This is a genomic window from Roseibium sp. RP-7, from assembly GCF_053005225.1.
Genome location: NZ_JBRKQA010000001.1, coordinates 1,350,347 through 1,376,077 on the forward strand (window position 1 = coordinate 1,350,347; position 25,731 = coordinate 1,376,077).

The 25,731-nt window shown below is 60.4% G+C and carries 22 protein-coding genes and 1 tRNA gene; 16 read left to right on the forward strand and 7 right to left on the reverse strand.

Annotation, left to right across the window (positions count from 1 at the left end):
- Nucleotides 1-40: 40 nt before the first annotated feature.
- The 13 genes from obgE (at nucleotide 41) to fdhF (ending at nucleotide 15,514) form a co-directional block, all read left to right on the forward strand.
- Nucleotides 41-1,087 carry a GTPase ObgE gene (gene obgE, locus ACVDG9_RS06145; RefSeq protein ID WP_023001684.1) on the forward strand — a complete coding sequence of 349 codons (1,047 nt, stop codon included), beginning with the start codon at nucleotides 41-43 and terminating at the stop codon, nucleotides 1,085-1,087.
- A complete protein-coding gene (gene proB / locus ACVDG9_RS06150) occupies nucleotides 1,087-2,211 on the forward strand; it encodes a glutamate 5-kinase (RefSeq protein ID WP_023001683.1) in 1,125 nt (374 codons plus the stop codon). The genes obgE and proB overlap by 1 nt, the downstream gene beginning before the upstream one ends.
- A 95-nt stretch (nucleotides 2,212-2,306) precedes the next feature.
- A complete protein-coding gene (locus ACVDG9_RS06155; RefSeq protein ID WP_447237533.1) occupies nucleotides 2,307-3,587 on the forward strand; it encodes a glutamate-5-semialdehyde dehydrogenase in 1,281 nt (426 codons plus the stop codon).
- Nucleotides 3,588-3,649: 62 nt separating this feature from the next.
- Nucleotides 3,650-4,285, forward strand: coding sequence for a nicotinate-nucleotide adenylyltransferase (locus ACVDG9_RS06160; RefSeq protein ID WP_228148058.1), 636 nt, complete (start codon nucleotides 3,650-3,652; stop codon nucleotides 4,283-4,285).
- Nucleotides 4,286-4,515: 230 nt separating this feature from the next.
- Nucleotides 4,516-4,899, forward strand: coding sequence for a ribosome silencing factor (gene rsfS / locus ACVDG9_RS06165; RefSeq protein WP_023001680.1), 384 nt, complete (start codon nucleotides 4,516-4,518; stop codon nucleotides 4,897-4,899).
- Between the two features lie 80 nt (nucleotides 4,900-4,979).
- Complete coding sequence (gene rlmH / locus ACVDG9_RS06170; RefSeq protein ID WP_023001679.1) at nucleotides 4,980-5,462, forward strand: 23S rRNA (pseudouridine(1915)-N(3))-methyltransferase RlmH; 483 nt, start codon at nucleotides 4,980-4,982, stop codon at nucleotides 5,460-5,462.
- A gap of 30 nt (nucleotides 5,463-5,492) precedes the next feature.
- A complete protein-coding gene (locus ACVDG9_RS06175; protein WP_289807093.1) occupies nucleotides 5,493-5,984 on the forward strand; it encodes a GNAT family N-acetyltransferase in 492 nt (163 codons plus the stop codon).
- 281 nt (nucleotides 5,985-6,265) lie between these two features.
- Nucleotides 6,266-7,645, forward strand: a complete 1,380-nt coding sequence (locus tag ACVDG9_RS06180) for a murein hydrolase activator EnvC family protein (RefSeq protein ID WP_055658261.1) — start codon at nucleotides 6,266-6,268, stop codon at nucleotides 7,643-7,645.
- On the forward strand, nucleotides 7,642-8,973 hold the full coding sequence (locus ACVDG9_RS06185; protein WP_023001676.1) for a S41 family peptidase: 1,332 nt from the start codon (nucleotides 7,642-7,644) through the stop codon (nucleotides 8,971-8,973). The genes ACVDG9_RS06180 and ACVDG9_RS06185 overlap by 4 nt, the downstream gene beginning before the upstream one ends.
- Nucleotides 8,974-9,091: 118 nt before the next feature.
- Nucleotides 9,092-10,237: a divergent polysaccharide deacetylase family protein gene (locus ACVDG9_RS06190; protein ID WP_208984457.1), complete on the forward strand. Its 1,146-nt coding sequence runs from the start codon at nucleotides 9,092-9,094 to the stop codon at nucleotides 10,235-10,237.
- A gap of 30 nt (nucleotides 10,238-10,267) precedes the next feature.
- The gene (locus ACVDG9_RS06195; RefSeq protein WP_023001674.1) at nucleotides 10,268-10,798 is read left to right on the forward strand and encodes an RNA pyrophosphohydrolase; all 531 of its coding nucleotides are present in this window, start codon (nucleotides 10,268-10,270) and stop codon (nucleotides 10,796-10,798) included.
- Nucleotides 10,799-11,072: 274 nt separating this feature from the next.
- Nucleotides 11,073-12,749, forward strand: a complete 1,677-nt coding sequence (locus tag ACVDG9_RS06200; protein WP_447237537.1) for an NAD(P)H-dependent oxidoreductase subunit E — start codon at nucleotides 11,073-11,075, stop codon at nucleotides 12,747-12,749.
- Nucleotides 12,746-15,514: a formate dehydrogenase subunit alpha gene (fdhF, locus tag ACVDG9_RS06205; protein ID WP_447237539.1), complete on the forward strand. Its 2,769-nt coding sequence runs from the start codon at nucleotides 12,746-12,748 to the stop codon at nucleotides 15,512-15,514. The genes ACVDG9_RS06200 and fdhF overlap by 4 nt, the downstream gene beginning before the upstream one ends.
- 104 nt (nucleotides 15,515-15,618) lie before the next feature.
- Here the strand turns inward: fdhF and ACVDG9_RS06210 are convergent, their stop codons facing one another.
- The 3 genes from ACVDG9_RS06210 to ACVDG9_RS06220 all read right to left on the reverse strand — a co-directional run bounded on the left by ACVDG9_RS06210 (nucleotide 15,619) and on the right by ACVDG9_RS06220 (nucleotide 19,838).
- Nucleotides 15,619-17,787 (reverse strand): aq_1923 C-terminal domain, encoded by a 2,169-nt coding sequence (locus tag ACVDG9_RS06210; RefSeq protein WP_447237541.1) that lies wholly within the window; start codon nucleotides 17,785-17,787, stop codon nucleotides 15,619-15,621.
- Between the two features lie 148 nt (nucleotides 17,788-17,935).
- On the reverse strand, nucleotides 17,936-19,078 hold the full coding sequence (gene queG, locus ACVDG9_RS06215; RefSeq protein ID WP_447237542.1) for a tRNA epoxyqueuosine(34) reductase QueG: 1,143 nt from the start codon (nucleotides 19,076-19,078) through the stop codon (nucleotides 17,936-17,938).
- Between the two features lie 67 nt (nucleotides 19,079-19,145).
- A complete protein-coding gene (locus ACVDG9_RS06220) occupies nucleotides 19,146-19,838 on the reverse strand; it encodes a glutathione S-transferase family protein (RefSeq protein ID WP_023001669.1) in 693 nt (230 codons plus the stop codon).
- Nucleotides 19,839-20,056: 218 nt separating this feature from the next.
- Between ACVDG9_RS06220 and ACVDG9_RS06225 the strand changes: the two genes are divergently transcribed.
- Complete coding sequence (locus ACVDG9_RS06225) at nucleotides 20,057-20,863, forward strand: undecaprenyl-diphosphate phosphatase (protein ID WP_023001668.1); 807 nt, start codon at nucleotides 20,057-20,059, stop codon at nucleotides 20,861-20,863.
- 83 nt (nucleotides 20,864-20,946) lie between these two features.
- Here the strand turns inward: ACVDG9_RS06225 and ACVDG9_RS06230 are convergent, their stop codons facing one another.
- The gene (locus tag ACVDG9_RS06230; RefSeq protein WP_168685881.1) at nucleotides 20,947-21,975 is read right to left on the reverse strand and encodes a helix-turn-helix transcriptional regulator; all 1,029 of its coding nucleotides are present in this window, start codon (nucleotides 21,973-21,975) and stop codon (nucleotides 20,947-20,949) included.
- 150 nt (nucleotides 21,976-22,125) lie between these two features.
- Here ACVDG9_RS06230 and ACVDG9_RS06235 point away from each other — a divergent pair, with 150 nt between their 5' ends.
- Complete coding sequence (locus ACVDG9_RS06235; protein WP_023001666.1) at nucleotides 22,126-22,362, forward strand: DUF1127 domain-containing protein; 237 nt, start codon at nucleotides 22,126-22,128, stop codon at nucleotides 22,360-22,362.
- 29 nt (nucleotides 22,363-22,391) lie between these two features.
- Here the strand turns inward: ACVDG9_RS06235 and ACVDG9_RS06240 are convergent, their stop codons facing one another.
- Together ACVDG9_RS06240 and ACVDG9_RS06245 are read right to left on the reverse strand one after the other, a co-directional pair.
- Nucleotides 22,392-23,654 (reverse strand): MFS transporter, encoded by a 1,263-nt coding sequence (locus tag ACVDG9_RS06240; protein ID WP_447237544.1) that lies wholly within the window; start codon nucleotides 23,652-23,654, stop codon nucleotides 22,392-22,394.
- Between the two features lie 202 nt (nucleotides 23,655-23,856).
- Nucleotides 23,857-24,831: a complex I NDUFA9 subunit family protein gene (locus ACVDG9_RS06245; protein ID WP_055659463.1), complete on the reverse strand. Its 975-nt coding sequence runs from the start codon at nucleotides 24,829-24,831 to the stop codon at nucleotides 23,857-23,859.
- A gap of 178 nt (nucleotides 24,832-25,009) precedes the next feature.
- Here ACVDG9_RS06245 and ACVDG9_RS06250 point away from each other — a divergent pair.
- A tRNA-Leu gene (locus ACVDG9_RS06250) sits at nucleotides 25,010-25,096 on the forward strand.
- A 100-nt stretch (nucleotides 25,097-25,196) separates the two neighbouring features.
- Here the strand turns inward: ACVDG9_RS06250 and ACVDG9_RS06255 are convergent.
- Nucleotides 25,197-25,544 carry an SMR family transporter gene (locus ACVDG9_RS06255; RefSeq protein ID WP_055658316.1) on the reverse strand — a complete coding sequence of 116 codons (348 nt, stop codon included), beginning with the start codon at nucleotides 25,542-25,544 and terminating at the stop codon, nucleotides 25,197-25,199.
- Between the last annotated feature and the right edge of the window lie 187 nt (nucleotides 25,545-25,731).

The window sequence follows — 25,731 nt, forward strand, 5'->3', positions numbered from 1 at the left end:
CGGGATCCGGCCTGAAACAGGACGAAAAGAGAAAAAGAAAATGAAATTCCTAGATCAGGCCAAGATCTATGTGCGCTCTGGCAATGGCGGAGCGGGCTGCGTATCGTTCCGGCGCGAGAAATACATCGAATATGGCGGACCGGACGGTGGTGACGGCGGCAAGGGTGGTGATGTCATCATCGAATGTGTCGACGGCCTGAACACGCTTATCGACTATCGCTATAAGCAGCACTTCAAGGCGGAAACCGGCATTCACGGCATGGGCCGCAACCGCACCGGCGCGCACGGCGGCGACGTTGTGCTGAAGGTTCCTGTCGGTACCCAGATCTTCGAGGAAGACAACGAGACGCTGATTGCCGACCTGACCGAGCTTGGCCAGAAGGTGATGCTTCTGAAAGGGGGCAACGGCGGCTTCGGCAACGCCCATTTCAAGTCGTCGGTCAATCAAGCGCCGCGCAGGGCCAACCCTGGTCTTGAAGGCGAGGAAAAATGGATCTGGCTGCGGCTGAAGCTGATCGCCGATGCCGGCCTGGTCGGCCTGCCCAATGCGGGCAAGTCCACCTTCCTTGCAACGGTATCGGCTGCAAAGCCGAAAATTGCCGACTATCCGTTCACGACCATTCACCCCAATCTTGGCATCGTGCAGATCGACGGTCGCAGCTTTGCCATGGCCGATATTCCCGGCTTGATCGAGGGGGCGCACGAAGGCACGGGCCTTGGCGACCGCTTCCTTGGGCATGTCGAACGCACTCGCGTTCTGCTTCATCTGGTTGACGGCTCCGGCCAGGAAGACCCGGGCGAAGCCTATCGGATCGTGCGCGGCGAGTTGGATGCCTATGGCGCCGGGCTTACGGAGAAACCCGAGATCGTGGCGCTCAGCAAGTGCGACGCTCTCAATGAAGACCTGATTGCCGAAAAGGCGGCGAGCCTTGAGGAAGCCTGTGGTCAGAAACCGCTGATCCTGTCCTCGGCCAGCGGCCTCAATGTCGACCGGGCGCTGCGCATGATCGTGCGCGCGATTGACAGGGACAAGGAAGAAGAAGCCAACCAGGTGCCTGCACCCGAACAAGAGGGCTGGCATCCCTGATGTCCCGCAGTCTGAGAGACTTCAGCCGCATCGTCGTCAAGATCGGCTCCGCCCTGCTTGTCGAGCAGGGCGAACTCAAGCGTAGCTGGCTCAACGCGCTGATCGCCGATGTGGTCAAGCTGTCCGATGCCGGTGCGGAGGTGCTGCTTGTCTCCTCCGGATCGATTGCGCTTGGCCGCGGTATTCTCGGGCTGCCGGGTGGGCCGCTGAAGCTGGAGGAAAGCCAGGCGGCGGCCGCAGCCGGTCAGATCGCGCTGGCCCAGGCCTACGCGGATGCCCTCGGTGCGCATGGCAAGAAGGCTGGTCAGATCCTGCTCACCCTTGGCGACACGGAAGAAAGGCGGCGCTATCTCAATGCGCGCGCCACTATCGGCACTCTGCTGAAGCTTGGTGCGGTACCGATCATCAACGAAAACGATTCCGTGGCGACTTCCGAAATTCGTTATGGCGACAACGATCGCCTGGCAGCGCGTGTTGCCACCATGGCCAGCGCCGATTGCCTTGTGCTTTTGTCGGATATTGACGGGCTTTATACCGCACCGCCCCAGCAGAACCCCGATGCAGTGTTCCTGCCGGAAGTGCCGCGCATTACCCATGAAATCGAATCCATGGCCGGCAGCGCCGGGTCGGAGCTTTCGCGCGGCGGCATGAAGACGAAAATCGATGCCGGCAAGATCGCGACCGCGGCCGGAACGTCGATGGTGATCACCTCCGGCAAGGAACTCAACCCGCTTCAGCGGCTGGATCAGGGCGCCCGCGGCACCTGGTTCCCGGCGCTCAGTTCACCTGCCAGCGCCCGCAAGGCCTGGATTGGCGGCCATCTGGAGCCGCGCGGCGAAATCCGGCTGGATGCGGGTGCGGTCAAGGCGATGACGTCCGGCAAGAGCCTCCTGCCTGCCGGAGTGACATCTGTATCGGGAAGTTTTTCGCGCGGCGACGCCGTGACATTGCTCAATCCGGAAGGCCGGATCATCGGCCGGGGACTGATTGCATATGACGCGGACGAGGCGCAGTTGATTGCAGGCCGCAACAGCCGCGAGATTGAAGCCATCGTCGGCTATCCGGGCCGGGCGGAAATGATCCACCGGGACGATCTGGTTCTGGAACTGCCCGCGCTCGAGTGAGTGTGAGCGAACCGATGGATGCCTTTTGAGGCAGAACGCGCTAAAACGCGGAAAGACTGGCGGCGGTGAGCGCCGCAAAACGGGAGCAAGTGAGTATGCTGGAAGTAGTCGAGGCAAAGACGACCGAGGACTTGATGGCAGAGATCGGGCAGCGCGCCCGTGCTGCCGGCCGGATCCTTGCCATCGCTCCAGCAGACCAGAAGAACAAGGCCCTGGCCGAAATGGCAGCCGCCGTTCGGGCTGCAACACCGGATATTCTTGCAGGCAACCGTCTCGATCTTGAAGCGATGAAGGCAGGCGGCCAGACGGCAGCGTTCCTGGATCGTGGCACGCTTACCGAAGAGCGGATCGAGGCGATTGCCAAAGCCCTTGAGGACATTGTCGCGCTGGACGATCCCGTCGGCAGCGTGATCGCCGCCTGGGACCGGCCGAACGGCTTGAAGATCGAACGTGTGCGCACGCCCCTGGGTGTTATCGGTGTCATTTACGAAAGCCGCCCGAACGTGACCGCGGATGCAGGCGCGCTGTGCCTGAAAGCCGGCAACGCCGTTGTTCTGCGTGGCGGCTCCGACACCATCAATTCCAACCGGGCGATCCATGCGGCCCTGCAGAAAGGCCTCGTCGCCGCCGGTCTGCCGGAAGATGCGATCCAGATCGTTCCGGTGACCGACAGGGCCGCCGTTGGTGAGATGCTGCGCGGTCTTCAAGGCAACCTCGATGTCATCGTTCCGCGTGGTGGCCGCAGCCTGGTCGAGCGTGTGCAGACCGAAGCTCGCGTGCCGGTCTTTGCCCATCTGGAAGGCCTGGTGCATATCTTCGTCGACAAGGCGGCCGATCTTGAGAAATCCGTCGAGGTGATCGTCAATTCCAAGCTGCGCCGGACCGGTATCTGCGGGGCGCTGGAAACATTGCTGGTGCATGAAGACGTGGCCCACAGCCACTTGCCGGTGATCGTGAAGGCACTTCAGGAAAAGGGCTGCGAGATCCGGGGCGGTGCGATTGTGCGCGACATTTGCGAAAACATCGTGCCGGCAAGCGAGGACGACTGGTCGACGGAGTATCTGGACAAGATCCTTTCGGTGAAGGTGGTCGCGGATCTCGACGCTGCCATGGAGCATATCGCGCGCTACGGTTCCAACCATACCGATTGCATCCTGACCGAAGATCAGGCGACTGCCGACCGGTTCCAGCGGGTAGTGGATTCAGCCATCGTGCTGCACAATGCTTCAACCCAGTTTGCCGATGGTGGTGAATTCGGCATGGGTGCGGAGATCGGCATTGCCACTGGGCGCATGCATGCACGCGGACCAGTGGGTGTGGAGCAGCTGACCAGCTTCAAGTACAAGGTGCACGGCACCGGCCAGACCCGCCCGTGACGACCGCCCTTGAAGACCGCCAGGAATGCCCGCCCGTAATGACCAATCGTGAGTTCGCCTGAATGAGCCCCTTGAGTCTTGGCGCGGGACTGGACCGTGACTGGATGAAACTGCCCCATGCCGAGCCGGGCAACCGCATCGGCATTTTCGGCGGATCCTTCAATCCTCCTCATTCAGGTCACCGGCTGGTGGCTTCGACCGTGTTGAAGCGGCTGGGGCTGGATCAGGTCTGGTGGCTGGTGACACCTGGCAACCCACTCAAGAGCCACGCGGACCTGGCGCCGCTGGAGCGGCGGCTGCGCCTGACGGCGGACCTCGCCGACCATCCACGCATGAAGGTTACCGCCTTCGAGCAGGTTCTGGGAACACCCTATACGGCCAGAACGCTGGTTGCCCTGCGCCAGATGCGTCCATCTGTCCGATTCGTTTGGGTCATGGGTGCTGACAATTTAGCCGGCTTCCATCGCTGGCAGGACTGGCGCGACATCGTCGGCTCGGTGCCGATCGCCATTGTCGACCGGCCGGGAGCCTCCTTGTCAGTGATGTCGTCTCCCATGGCAAAAGCCTATGAAAAATATAGGCTTCCTGAAGAAGACGCGGCACTTCTGCCGGAAATGGAGGCGCCGATCTGGACTTTTCTGCACACGCCATTGGACCGGACATCGTCCACCGATCTGCGCCTTGGGCAAAAGCGGTAAACAGCAGATTTGCCAAGAATTCCCGCGTGTCTTGAAAATGCCAAACGGGAAGCGGTATTATAGGGACGGTCGCGATGAGCGCGGCCGAGGTACGGTCAACCGGTCCTGCATCCAAAACGGGTGACGTACGAAGTCGGACGTTTCAGTTCGTGACGACGTTGGGCGCGGGACGGCATAAACGGCGAAAGGCACAACACCTGACCATGACCTTTGAAAGTGGGCGGACAGACATGTCCTCTCCTCTGCAGGCTTCCGTAGGTAAAGAACTTGCGGCAGACCTCCTCGATACGGTCCTCACCAGTCTTGACGACTCCAAAGCTGAGGACGCTGTTACCCTCGACATCGCAGGCAAGAGTTCACTGGCCGATTACATGGTAATCGTGTCCGGTCGTTCCCATCGTCACGTGGGCGCGATTGCCGAGCACTTGCTGAAAGACCTCAAATCGGCCGGCGCCGGATCGGCAACGGTTGAGGGGCTGAACATTTGCGATTGGGTGCTGATCGATGCGGGTGATGTGATCGTACACATCTTCCGTCCGGAGGTTCGCGGCTTCTACAATCTTGAGAAGATGTGGGCACCGGAAGAGGATGCGGCACCGCATTACATCGGCTGAGCCGGCATTGAGGCCCTGAGGCAGGGCCTCCGTCTGCTGCCGGGCAGATTTATCACCGGATCGATCTCCGGCAGGGACTTATGCGCTTTACGCTCTTCTGCATTGGCAAAATGAAAGCCGGTGCGGACAAAGAACTTTTCGACCGATATATCGACCGCGCCCGCAAGACAGGCCGCGGTCTCGGCGTTACCGAAGTCATCCTCAACGAAATGCCGGAAAGCCGTGCACAGCGCGCCGATGACCGCAAGGCGGAAGAAGCGCGGGGAATTCTTGCCGCGCTCAATGCCGGTGCGCGGCTGGTAGTGCTGGACGAGAACGGCAAGAACCTGACCAGCCCGGCCTTCAGCCAGAAACTGGAAGCCTGGAAGGATGAAGGTGTTCCCGACGTGGTCTTTGCCATTGGCGGAGCGGATGGTCACGGCCAGGAGGTTCTGAGCCGCGCCGACCTTAAACTCGCTCTTGGTGCAATGACCTGGCCGCATCAGATCGCCCGCATTCTTTTGGCGGAGCAGGTCTACCGTGCCATGACGATCCAGTCCGGTCACCCTTATCACCGTGTGTGAGACTTCTGAAAGAGCCCTGGGAGAGAACCGGTGATACCGGCACTTGAGACCGAAAGACTGATCCTGCGGCCGATGACCATGTCGGACTGGCCGGCGTACGAGGCTTTGATGGCCTCGGATCGATCCCGGTATATGGGAGGCCCGCTATCGCGGTTTGCAGCCTGGGGCCTGTTCTGTCATGACATTGCGCAATGGCAGTTGATGGGGCATGGGGCCCTGATGATGGAGGCGCGCGGCTCCGGCGAGGTCTTCGGTCAGGTCGGTATCAATCATGGTCCGCTTTTTCCGGAACATGAACTCGGCTGGTTCGTCTATGAGCATGCGGAGGGCAGAGGCTACGCTTTCGAGGCGGCCGGGGCCTTTCGTGACTGGGCACGGCAGGAGCGCCGTCTACCGTCGCTTGTCAGTTATATGGATCAGGAAAACACCCGCTCGGCGCGCCTTGCCGAACGGCTTGGAGCGCATCTCGATGTCGATGCTGCGCGCCCGGATCCCAAGGATATTGTCTACAGACATTACTGATCGTGAAGGACAGGAGATGGGGTTTCCGCCGGAAAACCTGTTGTCGTAACGGCACTATGACCAAAAATTAACGATTGAAACGGCGGAAAAAGGCGAGAATGCCTGTATCTCGCCGCATTCGCCACGTAACGGTCATCGATCAGACAGAAGAGGGAATGCGATCCTCGGTGGGAGCAGAAGTTAATTGGCCGGTCACTAGGGTAAACGGTTCGTTAACGCAGACTGTGTATCGCATTGGAAGATAACCCTTTGGGAGCTTAGGCAGGTTGATAGCGGATCGCATGACAGCGGCGCGTTCGGAACTCGAGAGACGGAAGAAATTCCGCCCGCTCTTGAGTGGCCTGACTGCGGCCTTGCTCGTTCTGCCCCTGCCAGCCGGATCGACGGAAAGTGTCGACGAGACCACCACCCAGGAACAGGCGGCTCCGCCTGCTGAGGTGACTGCTGCACTGGAACGCAAGAAACAACGCGAAGAGGAACTTGCCGCGCTTTCGCGCGATATCGAGGTATCGACGGACCGGCAGGCGACCATCGCACGCGAAATCCGCGCACTTGATCGCGACCGGGACACGTTGAATGCCAAGATCATCAGCACGTCCGACACGATCAAGGGCCTGGAAGGCGAACTGACCGATACCGAGCGGCGGCTGCGCGCGCTGGGGGAGAACGAGGACGCGGTGCGCTTGTCGCTGATTGCTCGCCGCGACGTGCTGGCAGAAGTTCTGGCTGCCCTGCAGCGAATCGGGCGCCGTCCGCCACCGGCGCTTGCCGTGCGCCCGAGCGACGCGCTGTCGGCCGTGCGCAGTGCGATTCTCCTGAACGCGGTCATGCCGGAGCTGAAGGTGGAAACCGAGGCACTGGCAGCAGATCTTGAGGAATTGCACCGTCTGAAGACGGTGATTGCGGAGGAAAAAAACCGCCTGCGCGGTGACGCGATGCGATTGGCTGAGGAAAAGTCCCGGCTAGAGCTTCTTCTGAGCGCGAAAAGGCAGGAACATCAAAGATCGGTACAGGACCTTCAGGAAGAGAAGGAGCGTGCAGCGGAACTTGCGGACAAGGCGGGATCTCTCCAAGAATTGATCGCGACCCTGGAAGTGGAAATCGAGAGCGCCCGGGAGGCGGCGGAAAAGTCGCGTCAGGCAGCACTCGAGGCCAGGAAAAATCCGTCGCGCTCGTATGATCCCTTTGCGGATCCTGGGCGTCTGGCACCGGCCATTTCGTTCCAGGAAGCCAAGGGCAAGCTGCCTCAGCCTGTTGCCGGTACGCTTTTGAAGGACTATGGCCAGGAAGACGATTTCGGCGGTGTGACGGAGGGTCAATCTATCGCCACACGGCCTGGGTCCAATATTACGTCACCTGCCGACGGATGGGTGGTCTATTCCGGACCGTTCCGTTCATTCGGACAGCTCTTGATCCTGAATACCGGCGACGGCTACCATGTGTTGCTGGCCGGAATGGACCGGATCGATGCGGAGTTGGGGCAATTTGTTTTGACCGGGGAACCGGTCGGAGTGATGGGCGCAACCCAGTGGGCAAGCGCTTCGACGTTCGGTTTGGGCTCGACCCAGCCGATCCTTTATGTTGAATTCCGGAAAGACGGTCGTGCGATCGATCCCACACCCTGGTGGGCACGCACTGAAGAAGAAAAGGCTCGCGGATGATACGGAAAGCTTCCTTGCTGCTTGTGGGTGCTCTCATGGGAGCAGCAGCAATCACGACACTGTCCCAGATGCCGATCAATGTCTCGGTAGCGGCCAATGCGGCGGCAACGGATACGTACCGGCAGCTTAACCTGTTTGGCGACGTGTTCGAACGCGTGCGGTCAGACTACGTGGAAGTGCCTGATGACGCCCAGCTCATCGAGAGCGCCATCAACGGCATGTTGACCTCCCTCGACCCGCACTCCAGCTACATGTCTCCGAAGAGCTTCCGGGACATGCAGGTGCAGACCCGCGGCGAATTCGGTGGTCTCGGCATTGAAGTCACCATGGAAGAAGGCCTCGTGAAGGTCGTGTCGCCGATCGACGATACGCCTGCCGCCAAGGCCGGTGTCCTGGCAGGTGACTACATCACCTACATCGACGGCGAACAGGTCCAGGGACTGACCCTCAACGAAGCGGTCGAAAAGATGCGCGGGCCGGTCAAGACGGACATCGTGGTCACGGTGCGCCGCAAGGGCCGCGCCGAGCCGTTCGACATCACCATCACCCGCGACATCATCCGCATCCGTTCGGTTCGCTGGCGGGAAGAGGATGACGTCGGATATGTTCGCGTCACCCAGTTCAACGAACAGACCTTCGACGGCCTGAAGGAAGGCATCGAGGAAATGACCGCGAACATCGGTGAAGACAAGCTCAAGGGCTTCGTCATCGATCTGCGCAACAACCCGGGTGGTTTGCTGGATCAGGCAATTGCCGTTTCCGACGCCTTCCTGGACCGTGGCGAGATTGTTTCGACACGTGGCCGTGAAGCCGACGAAACCCAGCGCTACAACGCACGGGCTGGCGACCTGACAACCGGCAAGCCGGTAATCGTGCTGGTCAACGGCGGTTCCGCCTCCGCTTCGGAAATCGTTGCAGGTGCGCTACAGGATCATCGCCGGGCAACCATCCTCGGCACACGGTCCTTCGGCAAGGGCTCGGTCCAGACGATCATCCCGCTTGGTGCCAACGGCGCCATCCGCCTGACCACGGCTCGGTACTACACCCCGTCTGGCACATCGATCCAGGCCAAGGGCATCGTGCCGGACATTGAGTCCCTGCAGGATCTGCCGGACGATCTGGTCGGCCGTGTCGATACCAAGGGCGAAGCCGGGCTTCGTGGCCACCTGGAAGCTTCCGAAGGTGAGGAAGAATCCGGTAGCCAGGCCTATGTGCCGTCCGATCCGAAGGACGACACCCAGCTGAACCTGGCACTCGACCTTCTGCGCGGTAATCAGGTGAACAGCGCCTTCCCGCCGGTCTCCGACAGCGCGGCTGTCAAAAACTAAATCAAAAAACGCGCGCCGGTCCGCCGGCGCGCGACTTGTCGTTCTCGTTCTGCGTATATCAAAAACAAACTTTCCGGTTCGGGGACATCCTGAAACCGGGCAATAGGCTCAGGACGATATGTCGAGCGAAGATCTCACAGCTCCTTTAGGCATGGGCAAGCGGCGGCTGGTCAGGCTGCCGTTCGGTCTTATCGGGGTCGGAATTCTGAGCGTGATCCTCACTTCTACGCTCGTCTGGATCACTGTTGTCGACGACCCGCTTGGCGGAGAACCCGTTGCCGTTCTGCCGCTCGACGCCATTGTCGAAGGCGTGACCTCCCAGGACATCGAAGTGGTCGAGATCCGCCCGGGCATCAACGGTGACCTGGGCCCGAACCTGCGTCCGGAAAGCAGCAAGGATCTGCTTGGCCCGCGCTACGACATGGTCATGCGACCGGACGGACTGGGCCCGGAAGCTCCGGTGACCGGCCTGTCGATCAATCCGGACAGCCGTGTCAGCGAACGGTCCGATTTCGGGTTCCTGCCGAAGGTCAGCGATGCTGGTATCCGTCCGCTGGATGCCTATTCCCGGCCGATCGTTCGCGAGTTCACCTCGATCCCGAAAATTGCCGTCATCGTGACCGGGCTCGGCCTGAGTGAAACCGGTACCCAGAACGCCATTACCCGGTTGCCGGCCGATACGACCTTTGCGCTTGCCCCTTATGGTGAAGACCTGGACCTGTGGATGCAGCAGGCCCGGACCAAGGGCCATGAACTGCTGCTGCAATTGCCGCTGGAGCCGTTCGATTTTCCCGACAATGACCCGGGCCCGCACACGCTGCTGGTCAGCCTGCGCCCCAATGAAATGATGGATCGGCTTGGGTTCCTGCTCACGCGGGCGACCAACTATGTCGGCGTCATTCCTGAAATGGGCGCGCGTTTCACGGCGACGAAACCCTCCATGGAGTTCCTTCTGGAAAAACTGAAGGCGCGTGGCCTGATGTTCGCCGACAACGGCACATCTTCCCGGTCCATCGCCGATGATGTCTCCAAGGAAATGCGGGTTCCCTTCAGTGGGGTGGACGTGGTGCTGGACGAAGTGCCGCGTGAAGACGACATTAACGCCAAGCTGCTGCAGCTGGAAAGCGTCGCCCGTGCCCGCGGTGTCGCGGTGGCGACTGCATCCGCATTGCCTGTGACCGTGCGGCAGCTGGAAAAGTGGGTGCAGGATCTTGAAGAGCGCGGTCTCCAGCTGGTCCCCGTCAGCGCGACCATCGATCGATAATTCTGAGAAATTGAGCACCAAGAGGTATTCGTGACGAAGCTGGCACTCGGACCGGGATTTCCGGAACCCGTCGACGGTCTTCCCTATCGGCCCTGCGTCGGTATCATGCTGATCAACAAGGCAGGCAAGGTCTGGATCGGCAGCCGCGATGATGGAGGCAGTTCCTCCAACTACGAATATTGCTGGCAGATGCCGCAAGGCGGGATCGACAAGGGCGAAGCACCCGAGCCGGCTGCCCGGCGCGAGCTTTACGAGGAAACCTCGATCAAGTCCGTTTCCCTTCTGGAAGAAGCCCCGGAGTGGTTCGCCTACGACTATCCAGAAGACGTCGTCCGCGCATCGCGCAAGGGCAAGTATCGCGGTCAGGCTCAGCGCTGGATCGCCTACCGCTTCGACGGCTCGGAAGACGAAATTAATATCCTCACGCCACCGGACGGCCACACTGCGGAATTCAGCGAGTGGCGCTGGGAAGATGCCGACCGGCTGCCTGGTTTGATCGTGCCGTTCAAGCGCCCGGTCTATGAGCGCGTGGTTGCCGCGTTTTCACATCTGACCTCGTAAAACGAAGCTCATCCAACACGGGCTGAAAAGCCCCCCTGGAACCTGCCGGGTTTGCGGTGCTTTTTGTCCGTGAGGTGCTCCAAAGCGTCAGCATTGGAGTCCCGCTTGTCGTTTTTCAAACAGACAGGCTGACTCGGCGCGGCTAACATCCGGACCAAAATGCGGGGTAGGTCCTGGGTTCGCCTGTTCGAACCATCAGCCGCCCCCGCGAAGATCGAGAGAGGAGCGCGGACGCGAAATCCAGATGCGCTCCAGCAATACGGGAGGTACGCCAATGTCTTTCGGCAAGGGGCTTTCACGCAAGCCGTCCCAGCCAAAAGGGCGTCAGTTGGAAGATGCGGCCCTGGACGAAGTCCGGAATTTGCTGGGTGATGAGCCGCGCCGGCGCGACCTGCTCATTGAACATCTGCACAAGATCCAGGACGCATTTGGCTGTCTTGAGGCTCGGCACCTGCGCGCATTGGCCGACGAGATGCGCCTGTCGCAGGCCGAGGTCTATGAGGTCGCGAGCTTTTACCACCATTTCGACATCGTACGGGAAGGGGATGCAAAGCCTGCACCTCTGACCATTCGTGTTTGCGACAGCGTTGCCTGCGCGCTCAAGGGGGCGGACGCTCTGGCTGCTGCGCTTGAAGCCGGGGTTGATCCGGCAAAAGTCCGCATCCAGAAAGTTCCGTGCATCGGTCGCTGTGCCGGTGCCCCGGCCGTGCAGGTCGGCAAGCGGGCCATCGACAACGCGAGCGAAGTGTCCGTACGCGCTGCCTTGTTCGAAGGAATGTCCGATCCGGTGGTTCCCGATTACATCAAGCTGGATGCCTACCGCGAAGCTGGTGGTTACAAGTTGCTGGAGCGCGTGCGCGCAGGTGAACTGGATGCAGCGGCAATTGCGGACAAGGCGCTGGAAGCAGGCCTTCGCGGCCTGGGCGGTGCAGGCTTCCCGACCGGCACGAAATGGAAGATCGTCCACGACCTGCCGGCCCCGAAATACCTCACCATCAATGGCGATGAAGGCGAACCAGGCACGTTCAAGGACCGCGTTCACCTGGAACGCGACCCGCACCGGATGCTCGAGGGCGCGCTGATCGCCGCCCATGCGATTTCCGCCGCGCGCATCTATCTCTATATGCGCGATGAATACCCGGCGGTACTCCGGATCCTGAAGACGGAAATCGAGGCCCTGCGCGAAGCTGGCATCATCACGACCATCGACATCGAACTGCGCCGCGGGGCGGGAGCCTATATCTGCGGCGAGGAAAGCGCGATGATCGAATCGATCGAAGGCAAGCGCGGCCTGCCACGCCACCGCCCACCGTACATTGCCCAGGTCGGCCTGTTTGGTCGGCCGACGCTCAATCACAACATAGAAACCCTGTTCTGGATCAGGGATATCGTCGAGAAGGGTTCGGAGTGGTTTGCCAGCCACGGCCGCCGTGGTCACAAGGGCTACCGCTCCTTCTCGGTTTCCGGCCGTGTCAGGGACCCAGGCGTCAAGATGGCCCCGGCGGGGATCACCATGAACGAGCTTCTGGCAGAATACTGCGGTGGCATGGAAGAGGGGCATGTTTTCAAGGGCTACCTGCCCGGTGGTGCCTCCGGGGGCATCCTGCCCGCATCTCTTGCCGACGAGCCGCTGGATTTCGGTACGCTCGACAAATACGGCTGTTTCATTGGCAGCCACGCGATCGTCGTTTTCTCCGATCAGGATGACATGCGCGATGTGGCATTGAACCTGATGCGCTTCTTCAAGCATGAGAGTTGCGGTCAGTGCACGCCCTGCCGGTCCGGAACGGAGAAGATGGAACATCTGCTGGCAGCAGGCGATTGGGACAAGACGAAGATCACGGATCTCGATGAAGTCATGCGCTCGGCATCCATTTGCGGTCTTGGGCAGGCAGCCAGCAATCCGGTCACGTCGGTGCTGAAATTTTTCCCGGAGGAGTTCGAGAAATGAGCCAGGTCACTTTCTCCCTCGACGGTCGGATGGTCACCGCGGAAGACGGCGAAACCATCTGGCAAGTTGCCAAGCGTGAAGGCGTCGCCATTCCGCATCTCTGCCACAAGGACGCACCGGGTTATCGCTCCGACGGCAATTGCCGTGCCTGTATGGTCGATATCGAGGGCGAGCGCGTGCTTGCCGCTTCCTGTATTCGCACCCCTGCCGAAGGCATGGTGGTGAAGACCGCCAGCGAACGTGCGTCCAAGGCTCGCGAGATGGTGTTCGAACTTCTGGCTGCCGACCAGCCCTCGCGCGACCATCATCCCGACCCGGAAAGTGATTTCTGGAAATGGTCCGACCATGTCGGTGTCGCCACCAGCCGCTTTGCCCCATGCGCCAAACCGGCCCAGGACATTTCCCATCCGGCCATCGCGGTCAATCTGGACGCCTGCATCGCGTGTAATCTGTGCGAGCGAGCCTGCCGGGAAGTGCAGGTCAACGACGTTATCGGCATGGCGGATCGCGGTTCGCACACGGTGCCGGTGTTCGATCTGGCAGACCCGATGGGTCTTTCCACCTGCGTTGCCTGCGGCGAATGCGTGTCGGCCTGTCCGACCGGGGCCCTGATGGAAAAGAGCCTTCTGGATGCCAGCGCCAGCAAGCGCGAGATCTTTGCCGAAGAAACCGTCGACAGCGTCTGTCCTTTCTGTGGTGTGGGCTGCCTGACGTCTGTTTCGGTGAAGGACGGCAAGATCGTCAGCGTCGAGGGCCGCGACGGCCCGGCCAACGAGAACCGGCTCTGCGTCAAGGGCCGCTTCGGCTTCGATTATGTTTCCAGCCCCGAGCGCCTGACCAAGCCGCTGATCCGCCGGGACGATGCGCCCAAGCGGGGCGACATTGCCATGACGCTGGAAAACCATCTCGACTATTTCCGTGAGGCAACCTGGGACGAAGCGCTCGAGCGAGCCGTTGGTGGTCTTAAAGCGGTTTATGACGCCAAGGGCGGCCGTGGCATCGCGGGCTTCGGCTCGGCCAAGGGCTCCAACGAAGAGGCTTATCTCTTCCAGAAGCTGATCCGCCAGGGTTTCCAGACCAACAACGTCGACCACTGCACGCGTCTCTGCCACGCTTCTTCCGTGGCTGCGCTCATGGAGGGCATCGGTTCGGGTGCAGTGACTGCCCCTTTCAATGCAGCCGGCGATGCAGACTGCATGATCGTGATCGGCGCTCGTCCGGAACAGAACCACCCGGTTGCCGCGACCTACATCAAGCAGGCGGCCAAGAACGGCACAAAGCTGATCGTCATGGACCCGCGCGGCCAGGGGCTGATGCGCTTTGCCGACTACGGCTTGAAGTTCAAGCCGGGAACCGATGTGGCGATGTTGAACGCGATCCTCAACGTCATCATCACCGAAGGCCTCTACGACAGCCAGTATATCGCCGCTCACGTGGACGGCTTCGAGGCACTGAAGGAAAAGATCGTCGACTTCACGCCGGAAGCGATGGAGCCGGTCTGCGGCATCGACGCACAAACCCTGCGGGAAGTCGCAAGGCTTTACGCCACCAGTGCCAAGTCGATCATCTTCTGGGGCATGGGCGTTTCGCAGCATGTCCACGGCACCGACAACGTCCGCTGCCTGATCGCCATGGCGCTGACAACCGGCCAGATAGGCCGCCCGGGCACCGGCCTGCATCCCCTGCGCGGTCAGAACAACGTGCAAGGGGCATCCGACGCCGGGCTCATTCCGATGGTGTTCCCGGACTATCGTTCAGTTGAAAACCCGGATATCCGCGCCGAATTCGAAGACGCCTGGGGCCGCACGCTCGACCCCGTGCGCGGTTTGACCGTGGTGGAGATCATGGACGATATTCTGAATGGTGGCATCGAGGCGATGTTCGTTCAGGGTGAAAACCCGGCCATGTCCGATCCGGACCAGGCCCATGCCCGCAAGGCACTGGCCAGTCTGAAACATCTTGTGGTTCAGGATATCTTCCTGACCGAAACCGCCTGGCATGCGGACGTGATCCTGCCTGCCTCCGCCCATGCGGAAAAGCTCGGTACGTTCACGAACACCAACCGCCAGGTTCAGATCGGCCGTCCTTGCGTGCCGATGCCCGGTGAAGCACGCGCCGACTGGCAGATCCTCATCGATATCGCCAACCGCCTGGGCCTGAACTGGACCTATGACGGCGTCCCGGCGATCTATGAGGAAATGCGGTCGCACATGAATTCGCTGAGCAACATTTCCTGGGAAAGGCTGGAGCGCGACGGCACGGTCACCTATCCGGCGGATGCCCCGGACAAGCCTGGCAACGAGATCCTGTTCGGCCAGTCCTTCCCGACGGCAGATGGCCGCGGACGTATCGTGCCGACGGATCTGGTGCCGCCGGATGAACTTCCCGACGATGATTTCCCGTTGGTGCTGACCACGGGGCGCATGCTGGAGCATTGGCACACCGGTGCCATGACGCGGCGTGCGGAAGTGCTCAATGCCATCGAACCGGAGCCAGTCGTTTCCATGAACCCGCGCGATATCAAGCGCTCGGGTCTGGATATCGGCCAGCAGGTGAGGGTGGAAACACGGCGCGGCGCAATCACGTTGACCCTGCGCGCAGACCGGGACGTGTCGACAGGCATGCTCTTCATCCCGTTCTGCTTCAGCGAAGCCCCGGCCAACTTCCTGACCAACCCGCAGCTGGATCCCTTCGGCAAGATCCCGGAGTTCAAGTTCTGTGCAGCGCGGATCGGAACGGTCGGACAGCAGCAGGCGGCAGAGTGACGCCGGGTCTCGCCAGAACTCAAAGAACGAGCTAACTGCCTGAAGGCAAAAAAGGGCGGCCACTGGCCGCCCTTTTGGTATTCGCATTCACGTGGTCAGAGCAATCAATTGGCAACAATCTTGACTGCAAGCAGATCCGGCAGGGTTTGCGGTGCTGCCATCGAACCCAGGATCTGCGCCAGCGGAACCGGGTTCGGCGGCGTCAGGGTGACCTTCAGTTCACCCGGATTGTCGAGGAACTTGGACGCTGCTTCAGTAACCATCTGCGTGAAAGCCGCATTCTGGATCGGCGCGGTCATTTGCGTCGCCTGTGCCACCAGGGCTTCCCGGAAGACATTTTCGGGGATGTTCTGAGCCTCGGCAATGTGGGCCAGGCCCTTCTTGGTGAGGCCGGCATCCTTGAAGGTCAGGGATGCGTCGACGAACTGGGCAACCACAAGGGCCATTTGTCCCTGGTTCTCGGGATCCTCGAACAAGGACTTCGGTACGTTTGCAAGACGTGCGGACAATTCGGCGCGGCCGAGCCCTTCGACATTCACCATCATGCGCTCCAGACGCAGTTCCAGCGTTGCCTCGTCCCAGTAGAGCCGGGTCTCGTCGGACCAGACGACCGTTTCCAGACCGAGAGCTTCCAGCAATGCCTGGGCTTCCGGGTCATCAATGGCCGCGACAGGCACTTTCAGCCCTTCGGTCCTGGCGTGAAAGCTGGTCGGGATTGGCGGCACCGTGGTGGACAGCGTCATCTCGGCTCTGCCGATTTCGGTCCGACCGAGGTCCGGCACGGCAACGTCCAGTCCTTCCAGTTCATAGCCGAAAGAGCGCGGCATGAACGCGCGGGCCACCTCCATCGGATGATCCTCGCCGAAGCTTGGGTCCGCCATCAATGTGCTGATCATGGCACGCATGGGCGTATATTCGGCGAATTCGATATCGCCAATGGCCGCCCAGTCGATCTTGACCGATGCACCTTCCGGCAGCTCCGGGGCATCGAGACCGACCATCATCATTTCGCCGATACCGTCGGAGTTGATCTCCGACATGGACATTTCCTTGATGGCGATTTCCATCGGCTTTTCTGGGCCAGGTGTCGGTACGGTCACGTTGATGCCGCTGATGCGGGCATCGGTGACGCCGAACGACCGGTAGAACTGGAATACGCCGGTGATCAGTTCTTCAGGGGCTGGAACCTGCTTGGCAAACAGACTGTCGAACAGGGCAAGGATGTTGTTGTCACGCTTCAGAACGGTGACTTCTGAAATCGAGGTCTTGTCGACGGCAATTTCAATAGCAAGCCCGTCGGCGATGTCCTGTTTGGACTTGTAGTCGATCGCCGACGCCGAGCCGAGCATGACCACTTCATCGCCGGTTTCGGGAACATCGGGGTCGAACAGATCGAAGAACGCTGCCGCGTCCATGTCCGTGTAGACGGTCTTGCCCTGGCTGGTGGTCTGGTTCAGCATCTGGCCCGAGGTCGTGTCCAGTGTCTGCATCGACTGGCTCATGCTGTCGATCGTGTATTCCCCGATCCGGCCATCCACAGCGTCGGCCATGCGGTACCCGGCAATCTGCATGGTGCCTGACAGAACAAGAGTGTCCTTGCCGTCTTCGATCTCATGCGCCTCGATGGTCATGGCAGTGTTGTCGGCCTTGACTTCGTCGTAGGAAGTCAGGAGGGCGGCCTTCACGAACGGCAGCCAGCGGCTGACCTGATGCGCCTCGTCTTCTGCCGGCACTTCCGGCATGGTGAAGCTGTAGTTCGTCGCGGAAACTCCGCTCAACCGGCCGTCGATCTTCAACCGGCCCTTGCCTTCGGCGCTGGCGGAAAGAACCATTTCTGAATCGTCGGAATAGACCCAGCTTGCGGCGTCAAAGTCGCCGTCTTCATGGCTGAGACCTGTAATGGTGACCGTGCCGCTGCTGAATGAAAGCGCATAGGTCAGGTCGGTCAGCTTTTCCGGTTCGATATCCGTGGCGCCGTCATTGCCTGTGACATCCGTTTCCTCGGCCGGAATATCCTCGATGGTTCCGCTCAAGGAGATCGTGCTGTCGGTGAGGGTCAGCGTATCGGTACCTTCGTCATAAGCGACGCTACCGTTTTCGACCTCGACACCCAGGCTCTTCAAACCTTCTACATAAGCTTCATAGGCGGTCTCGCCGGTGTCCTGCGCAAGGGTGGAGCCGGAAACCAGCGCAAGCGCGGTGCCGAGCATGAGGAGCCGGACACGGGCCCTGGCTGGTTTGGATGAGAAAACGGAGGCGGGCTGAAAATTCAATGTCGTGGCTCCAATAAAATGATCGGAATCGAGCGGTTTGAACGAGATCGGTCCCGATAGGGTTGGACGTCCAAGTCCTCATCAAGACCTAGGCCATTCCATGACTATGTACCAATCACATGACAAGGTCGAATCGGGAAAAGCCGGATCAGGATTGCGCGAGGAGCCATTCAGAACGCACGGTCTCGTCGGTTTCGACGCGCAACGCCGCGGTTTTGCGGGCCTGAAAATCTTCCTGTGCAGAAAGTTGGCCGAGTGCCCAGACGGCAGTGCCGCGAACAAGGGCGTCGGCATCGTCGAGCAGTGCTTCGATCTTGCCGAGCAGTTCAGTTTCTCCGGAATTGCCGGCGGCAATCAACACGTTGCGCAGAAACTTTCCCCGTCCGATCCGTTTCACCGGCGATCCGGAAAAGAGCTGGCGGAAAGCTGCGTCGTCCAGCGACAGGAGGTCTGCAAGCTTCGGGGTAATCATCTCCTCCCGGGCAATCAACTTGGCCTCCCGGGCAGCTTCGGCAAACTTGTTCCAGGGACAGGCAGCCAGGCAATCGTCACAGCCATAAATACGGTTTCCGATGGCGTTGCGAAACGCGTCCGGAATGGGGCCGGGGTGTTCGATGGTGAGGTAGGAAATGCAGCGCCTCGCATCGAGCTGATAAGGTGCGGGAAATGCGTTCGTCGGGCAACTGTCGAGGCAGGCGCGGCAGGAGCCGCAATGATCGCGTTCCGCGCCGCTCGGCGGCAGATCCAGTGTGGTGAAGATCGAGCCGAGGAAAAACCAGGATCCGAGATCTCGTGACACCAGGTTCGTGTGCTTGCCCTGCCAGCCAAGCCCGGCAGCCTCCCCGAGCGGCTTTTCCATCACCGGTGCGGTATCGACGAATACCTTCACGTCTCCACCGGACCGGGAAACCAGGAAGCTGGCCAGTTCCTTCAAGCGCCCCTTGATGACATCGTGATAGTCGCGGTGTCGCGCATAGACGGAAATGCCGCCGCTGGTCTTGTCGGCCAGATGGGCGAGGGGATGTTCGTGCGGTGCGCTGCCGGGGCCATAGTTCATCGCCAGCATGATGACAGAGCGAACCTCCGGCCATAGCGCTTGAGGTGAGGATCGGCGGTCGGCGGTTTCCGCCATCCAGGCCATGCTGCCTTCATAACCCTTGTCCAGGAAGTGCCGCAGGCGTTCGCCCGCTTCCGGAATGCTGTCGGCAGCGGCAATCTTCACGCCGTCGAAACCGAGGGCGCGGGCCTTCTCCTCAAAGGCGGTCAGAAGCTTTTGGGTCTTTCGGTCCAAGGCCTTCGGCTGCTCGCTGGAACAACGTTCAGTTCAACCGGAACCGGTTGAACGCACGAAGAATGCGTCAGAAATCGAGATCCGCATAGGTCTGTGCGGCCGGCATGCCCAGCACCTTCTCGCCCAGGAGCGGGCGCATCGACGGCCGCGACTTGACCCGTGCATACCAGCTCTTGATGTCTTCCTGATCGCTCCAGGGCACTTCGCCCAGATAGTCGGCACACGACAGGGAGGCCGCAAGGGCGAAGTCGGCGAAGGTCAGCCGGTCGCCGGCAACCCAGCGGCGGGAGGCGACCAGATAGCCGAAGTATTTCAGGTGGTGATGGATGTTCGCCCGGGCAACGCGCAGGGCTGCCGAATCCGGCTCACCGCCGCCGGCGGACTTTGGCATGATCTGCTTGTAGATGCGTTCGCGCACAAGATGACCGATCACTTCCTGATCGAACTTGCCGAGGCTCCACTCGACCAGGCGTCTCGTTTCTGCGCGGGCATCGGGATGATCCGGCATCAACCGGCGGTCGGCAACCGCATAGCCCCGGGTTTCGTCCAGATACTCCATGATTGGTCCGGCGCCGCAAATGGCAGGGCCTTCGTTTTCCACGATAACCGGCACGGTGCCTGCCGCGTTCAGCACCAGGAGCGCCTGAGGCCGCTCCCATGGGTTCACGTGATGCTCCTCGAAGGCGGCTCCGTATTCGCTCAGGATGAGCCGGATGAACCTTGAAGATGGCGAGAACGGATGATGGTAGAGCGTCAGCATGAAGGGGTTAAGAGCCTGAACTGTGGCAAGACTACGTCAAAGCGAATGCCGAATGCTGCAATCGCCTTAACGGAGAGTTTGCCCCGAATATGGTTATCAAGGGTTTGACGGCGTGACTTCGCTTCGTCAAATAAGCGGCGACTTGGGAGACGCCCTGAGTCGCGAGACATACTTGGTCAGGCTGGTTTTCATCAAGCCATTTGGAGACAAGATACACAATGGACGGCCAAACGATTGTTAATGCTCTCATTTTGGGGATTGTCGAAGGTCTGACCGAGTTCATTCCCGTCTCGTCTACCGGTCACATCCTGCTGCTGGGGCATTTTCTCGGCTTCGACAGCACAGGCAAAACTTTCGAGGTTCTGATCCAGCTCGGCGCCATTCTGGCGATCCTGTCAGTTTATTTCGGCCGTTTGTGGACGCTTCTGATCACTCTGCCAAGCGATCCCTCCAGCCGGCGCTTCGTGGCCGGTATCCTGATTGCCTTCCTGCCGGCCGCCGTCATCGGCGTGCTGCTGCATGGTTTCATCAAGGAAGTGCTGTTCGAAACGCCCGCGCTTATCTGCACGACGTTGCTGCTCGGTGGTATCGTCCTTCTGTGGATCGACCGCCTGCCGCTGAAGCCGCGCTACACAAATGTGATGGATTACCCGCTGTCGCTCTGCCTGAAGATCGGCTTTTGCCAGTGCCTTGCCATGGTGCCAGGCGTTTCACGCTCCGGTGCGACCATTGCCGGTGCATTGCTGATGGGCACCGACAAGCGCTCGGCGGCCGAATTCTCGTTCTTTCTGGCCATGCCGACAATGGCCGGCGCCTTTGCCTACGATCTCTACAAGAACCGCAACGTGCTCTCGATGGACGATGCCATGCTCATTGGTATCGGCTTTGTCGCGTCTTTCATCGCCGGTGTGTTTGTGGTCAAGGGGCTGCTCGACTTCGTCTCCAAACACGGCTTCGCGCCCTTTGCCTGGTGGCGCATTTTCGTCGGCATCGCCGGTTTCGCCGGACTTTATTTCCTGGGCTGAGCCCGCTTTACCAATGTCCGGATCGGCGCGCAGCTTTTGTTGCGCGTGTCCGGACCGACCGAGCGTGTGTGACGGGGCTTGGCTCAGGCTGAACGGTTGAGCTGTCTCTTGGCCGTATAGGTCCCCGCCAATGCCTCCAGTTCGCTTGCAAGCTCCTGACGAAGGTCTTCCGGGCCAAGCAGTTCCGCCCCCGGCCCGAGCCAGCGGACGAGCGGCAATATGCGGGCCCGCTCGGTAGAGGGGATGCTGACGAGGATCCGGCCTTCTTCGGCCGGTGTGAAGACGGCGTGACGGTAATACCAGTCGGCGCTCAGCTTCTTGGCCTGTGCGGCAGTGATCAGGATCTCGGCAATTGCTTCTTCCTGCTCCCAGCGACGCATCGCCTGCGACAGCCATGCCCCGCCGAGAAGGCTCTTGATGGAAAAGGTCTTGTCGGGCCGGAAAAAGAGCCCGCTGATTTCCAGATCCCGCACCCGGTCCGCCCGATAGACCTTGAGCGTGTCCGTATCGACGCAGCGTCCGGCCAGGTACCAAAGGTCCCGGTCGAACATGACCCCATAGGGTTCGACGTCATGGGCTTTCACGGTCCGCCTTGTGGGGTTGACGTGTTCGAAGCGGACCCGTTTGCCATCCAGGATACCGGCCATGAATCCGTCGAGGGCCTTCTGCCAGTCGCCCGTCGGTTCCGCCTTTGTGCCGGAATGAAAGATGTCGGGCGGGATTGGTTCGATGCCCACGATCCTGTCGGCTTCTTTCAGGAGCCCGTGAACCGTTTTGGGCAGGGACGCCAGCAGCTTCTTTTCTGCTGCCGCAAGATCGTCTGCCAGCGGTACCGTGCGGCTGGAGCGCACCAGCGCCATTGCAGCCAGCAGGGCGGCGGTCTCATTGCGGGTCAGCGCCACGGGTGGCTGAAGATAACCGCTGGCAAGCCGGTAGCCGCCTTCCGCACCGCGCTCCGCATCCACCGGAACGCCAAGCGCGATCAGCCTGTCGATGTCGCGATAGATCGTGCGATGGGAAACGTGAAACCGTTCGGCAAGTACGGTTGCCGGGACAAGTTTGCCGCCGGTCAGCAGAAGCAGGATGCCGAGTGCGCGTTCAATCGGGTTCATGGAAAATCGGGCTCTGTGAGGTCGGAACAAAAAAAATCATAACCTGAGAACAGAACGGGATCAAACATGACTCACTGCTGTCAGGATTGATTTGTCATTCTCATCTCGTCCCCAGAAAGGAACGGGCGTTCAGCCCTTAGGAGAAGAGAGATGAGCCTTGAGATCGACACCATTTTCCGCAGCCGCGCAAACAGCCGCAGTGTTCTGTTTTCTGCCCTTCGTGTTTGTGTCGCAGAGTTCCGGAATTATCTTCGCCGCCGGGAAACTAACCGAGCACTTTCTCGCCTGAACGAGAGTGAGCTGAAGGATATCGGCCTGCAACGCACAGAGCTCGGCTACAGCGAGCTGCACGACGACCGCTTCAAGTTGGGGCCTCGGCGTGGATAATCTTTTCCGGCGGCTGGCAAGTTCTCCTGTCAGCCGCCGGATCCGCGCATCAATGCCTTTATCTCCGGCTTGTTCCAGGCAAAGAACATCACCACAAGCGCGGTAAGGGCCGCGATGATCACACCGTAGAACGGCAGATCCAGATCAAGCCCGATCAGTTCCCCGCCCAGCAACGAGATCACGCCCGCCACCAAGGTGAAGACGGCGATGGTCACACCCATCACCCATCCCTGTTCCTTGTCGCTGACGGCTGCCGAATAAAGCCCGAGAAACGTCGGATAGGCGATGCCGAAGGCGAAGTAGAAACAGAAGACCGGCACATAGGTCAGAATTGCGTTGGGCGAGGCTATGAAAGCTGCCGCTGACACTGCCCAGACCGTGAAGGTCATGCCCAGAATAGCTTCCTTGCTGAACCGCTTTTGCGCCGGCACAACCAGAAACGTGCTGGAAAAGGCGAGGGCAATGCCGATTGTCAGCATCACCATCGAACCGCCGAGCGTGCCGTAACCGAAGCGGCTGGTCAGGTAGTTGTCGACGAAGATGTAGAAAGACAGGTTGGCGACGTGAAAGAAGAAGAACACCACCGTCAGCCGCATCACTGTCGGATACTTGCGGATACGCCATAGAAGCTCGAGGATTTCCGAAGGCCGGAACACGAATTTCTGCCGCTCCGCCTCGGCGTCGTGTGCATCCTTGAATGAGAACACCACCAGCAGGATGGCAATCAGCACCAGTACGAAACAGGCATAGAACGGCAGTTTGATGCTCGCCAGGTCGCCAAGAAGGATCGGGTCCGACAGGAGACCGCCGAGCAGCGGGCCGCCGACCAACCCGAAGCTGACGCCGGTGATGATATAGCCCATGTTCCGGTTGCGGTCCTCGTCATCCGTGCTGCCATCGATCATCGCAGCCTGCGCGATCGGCTGGTTGCCCGCAGTCAGCCCGGTGATCGCGCGGCCCAGGATCAGGAGCAGGAAGCTGTTGAGATAGAGCGCTGCTATGGTGAGCGCATAGCCGCCGAGAGCGCCGAACAGGCAGATCAGGATCGCGTTCTTGCGGCCGATGACATCCGACAGTTTGGAGATGTAGGGCGCACCGAAGAACCAGCACAAGAAGAAGACGCCGATGATGAGGCCGTAATCGAAATGGCGCATCGCGTCGCTGGTGGACTGCGGCAACATCGACGTCGACGGTTCCATCACCAGGGAATTGATGATCGGAAACACCAGTCCCTGGCCGAGCAGGTCCACAAAGACAACAAAAAGTAACGTGACCTTGGCAAGAAATGACATCTGCGCCTCCCGTCAATTTTGACGGTAGGCGAAGGAGCGGGATGCGGCAACGAAAAGCTGTGCCGGGTAGTGGCGGCGGATGAACGGTGCTGCATGCAGACGGGCAGTTGGAGTGCGCTTACCCGCCCGGCACCGGGCAAGTTTCTTTCAACAGAAAACGGGCCCCGAAGGGCCCGTCGAAGAAGTCATGTGCAAGCAGGCCTTACGCCGGCCGGTGCGCGTCGTACTGGCCGTGCTCGCGGTAGCGTTCCAGGTAGGTCGGCAAAACGGCGGCCAGCGTTGCCGGAGGAATGCCGATGCCTTCCAGGGTGCGGCCTTCCGCCTTTGCCTTGTCAGACACCACGTTGTCGGTTTTCAGCAGCTCGACCTGATCGGCTGTGAACGGCGCGTAGGGGAAGAGCTGCAGAACCTTGCCCATGGCAGATGCGACCGGAAAGGGCAGCGGCAACAGAACGCGGTTGCGGCGGGTGACTTCCAGAACGTCTTCCAAGCAAGACTTGAAGCTTTTCACTTCAGGGCCGCCGAGTTCATACGTGGTGCCACCGGCAAGCTGGCCATCGACAGCGCGGGCAACCGCTTCGGCAACGTCGCAGACATAAACCGGCTGGAACTTGGACTCGCCGCCACCAAGCAGCGGCAGCACAGGCGAGAAGCGGGCCATGTCGGCAAACTTGTTGAAGAACTTGTCTTCCGGACCGAACACGATGGATGGCCGCAGGATGACGCTGCCGGGCAGGGTTTCCAGAACACCGGCTTCGCCGACCGCCTTGGAACGGGCGTAGGCGGAGCTGCTCTGTGCGTCCGCACCGATGGCAGAGATATGCGTGATCCGATCAAGGCCTGCAGCACGCGCGGCTTCCGCGATTGCTCGCGGACCGAAACTCTGCACCGCGTCGAAGGACTGTTTGCCGCTGGGGGCCAGGATGCCGACGGCGTTGACCACCGCATCCGCGCCGATCACGGCCCGGTCGACCGACCAGCGATAGCGCAGGTTGGCCTGTACCGGCATGATCTGGCCAACGGCGCCAAGCGGCTGAAGATGAGTCGCCAGATCGGGACGGCGGACGGCTGCGCGCACGCGGTAACCGCGCTTGGCGAGCGCCTGAACGATATGACGGCCAAGGAATCCCGATCCGCCGAAAACCGTGACGAGTTTGCCGTTAAGTGCTGTGGACATCCTGAAAATGCCTTCTGTCGCGTCCAAAAGGAGAGGCGGCCTGGAATTTGGCCGGCTCAGTCTGGGAGTTTCTTAGCCCTTTGCCGCGGGTCTGTGAAGGGCTCGCTGTGAATGAATAAAAAAAGTCACACAGAGTGATTGACAAGCCCCGGAACCACCCTTAAAAGCCCCCCTCACAGCCCAGGTGGCGGAATTGGTAGACGCACTAGCTTCAGGTGCTAGCGCTCGCAAGGGCGTGGAGGTTCGAGTCCTCTCCTGGGCACCAAATTCTGGTTTTGGACACACTGCCAAGGTCCAGAACAATCTAAAAAAGCTCCGGTTTTCCGGAGCTTTTTTCGTTTCTGGGGCTGCTTCGGCGTTTTGGCCTAATGGCCTACCGATTTTGAGAAAACATTGATGATCACCACCCCGCTAAGGATCAGTCCAAGGCCGATCAGGGCCGGCAGGTCGAGTTTCTGGTCGAACACCAGCCAGGCGACCATGGTGATGAGAACGATGCCCGCTCCGGACCAGATTGCGTAGACGATTCCCGTCGGCAAAACGCGAATCGGATAGGACAGCAGCCAGAACGAGATCGCATAACCGGCCACGGTGATGATCGAAGGCAGCAGGCGGGTGAAATTTTCGGTTTTTGCCAGAGCGGAAGTTGCGATCACCTCGGCGACGATGGCCGCGACGAGGAAAAGATAGGTGGCGGCGAGGCTGTTCGGCATCTCTGGCTCTTTTAGGCGGTGAGGGAGCTCCGGATGAAGGTACGCAGACCTTTCAGGGAGCAAATGGTTTCCGTGTCGTCTGTTTATACGAAAAAGGCCCGCGTGCGCGGACCTTTCTGAAGGCTGGGGCTGTATTTGCGGGCAGCTGTCTGGCGCAAATCGCTATGCACGATCCTTCTGGTTGAAC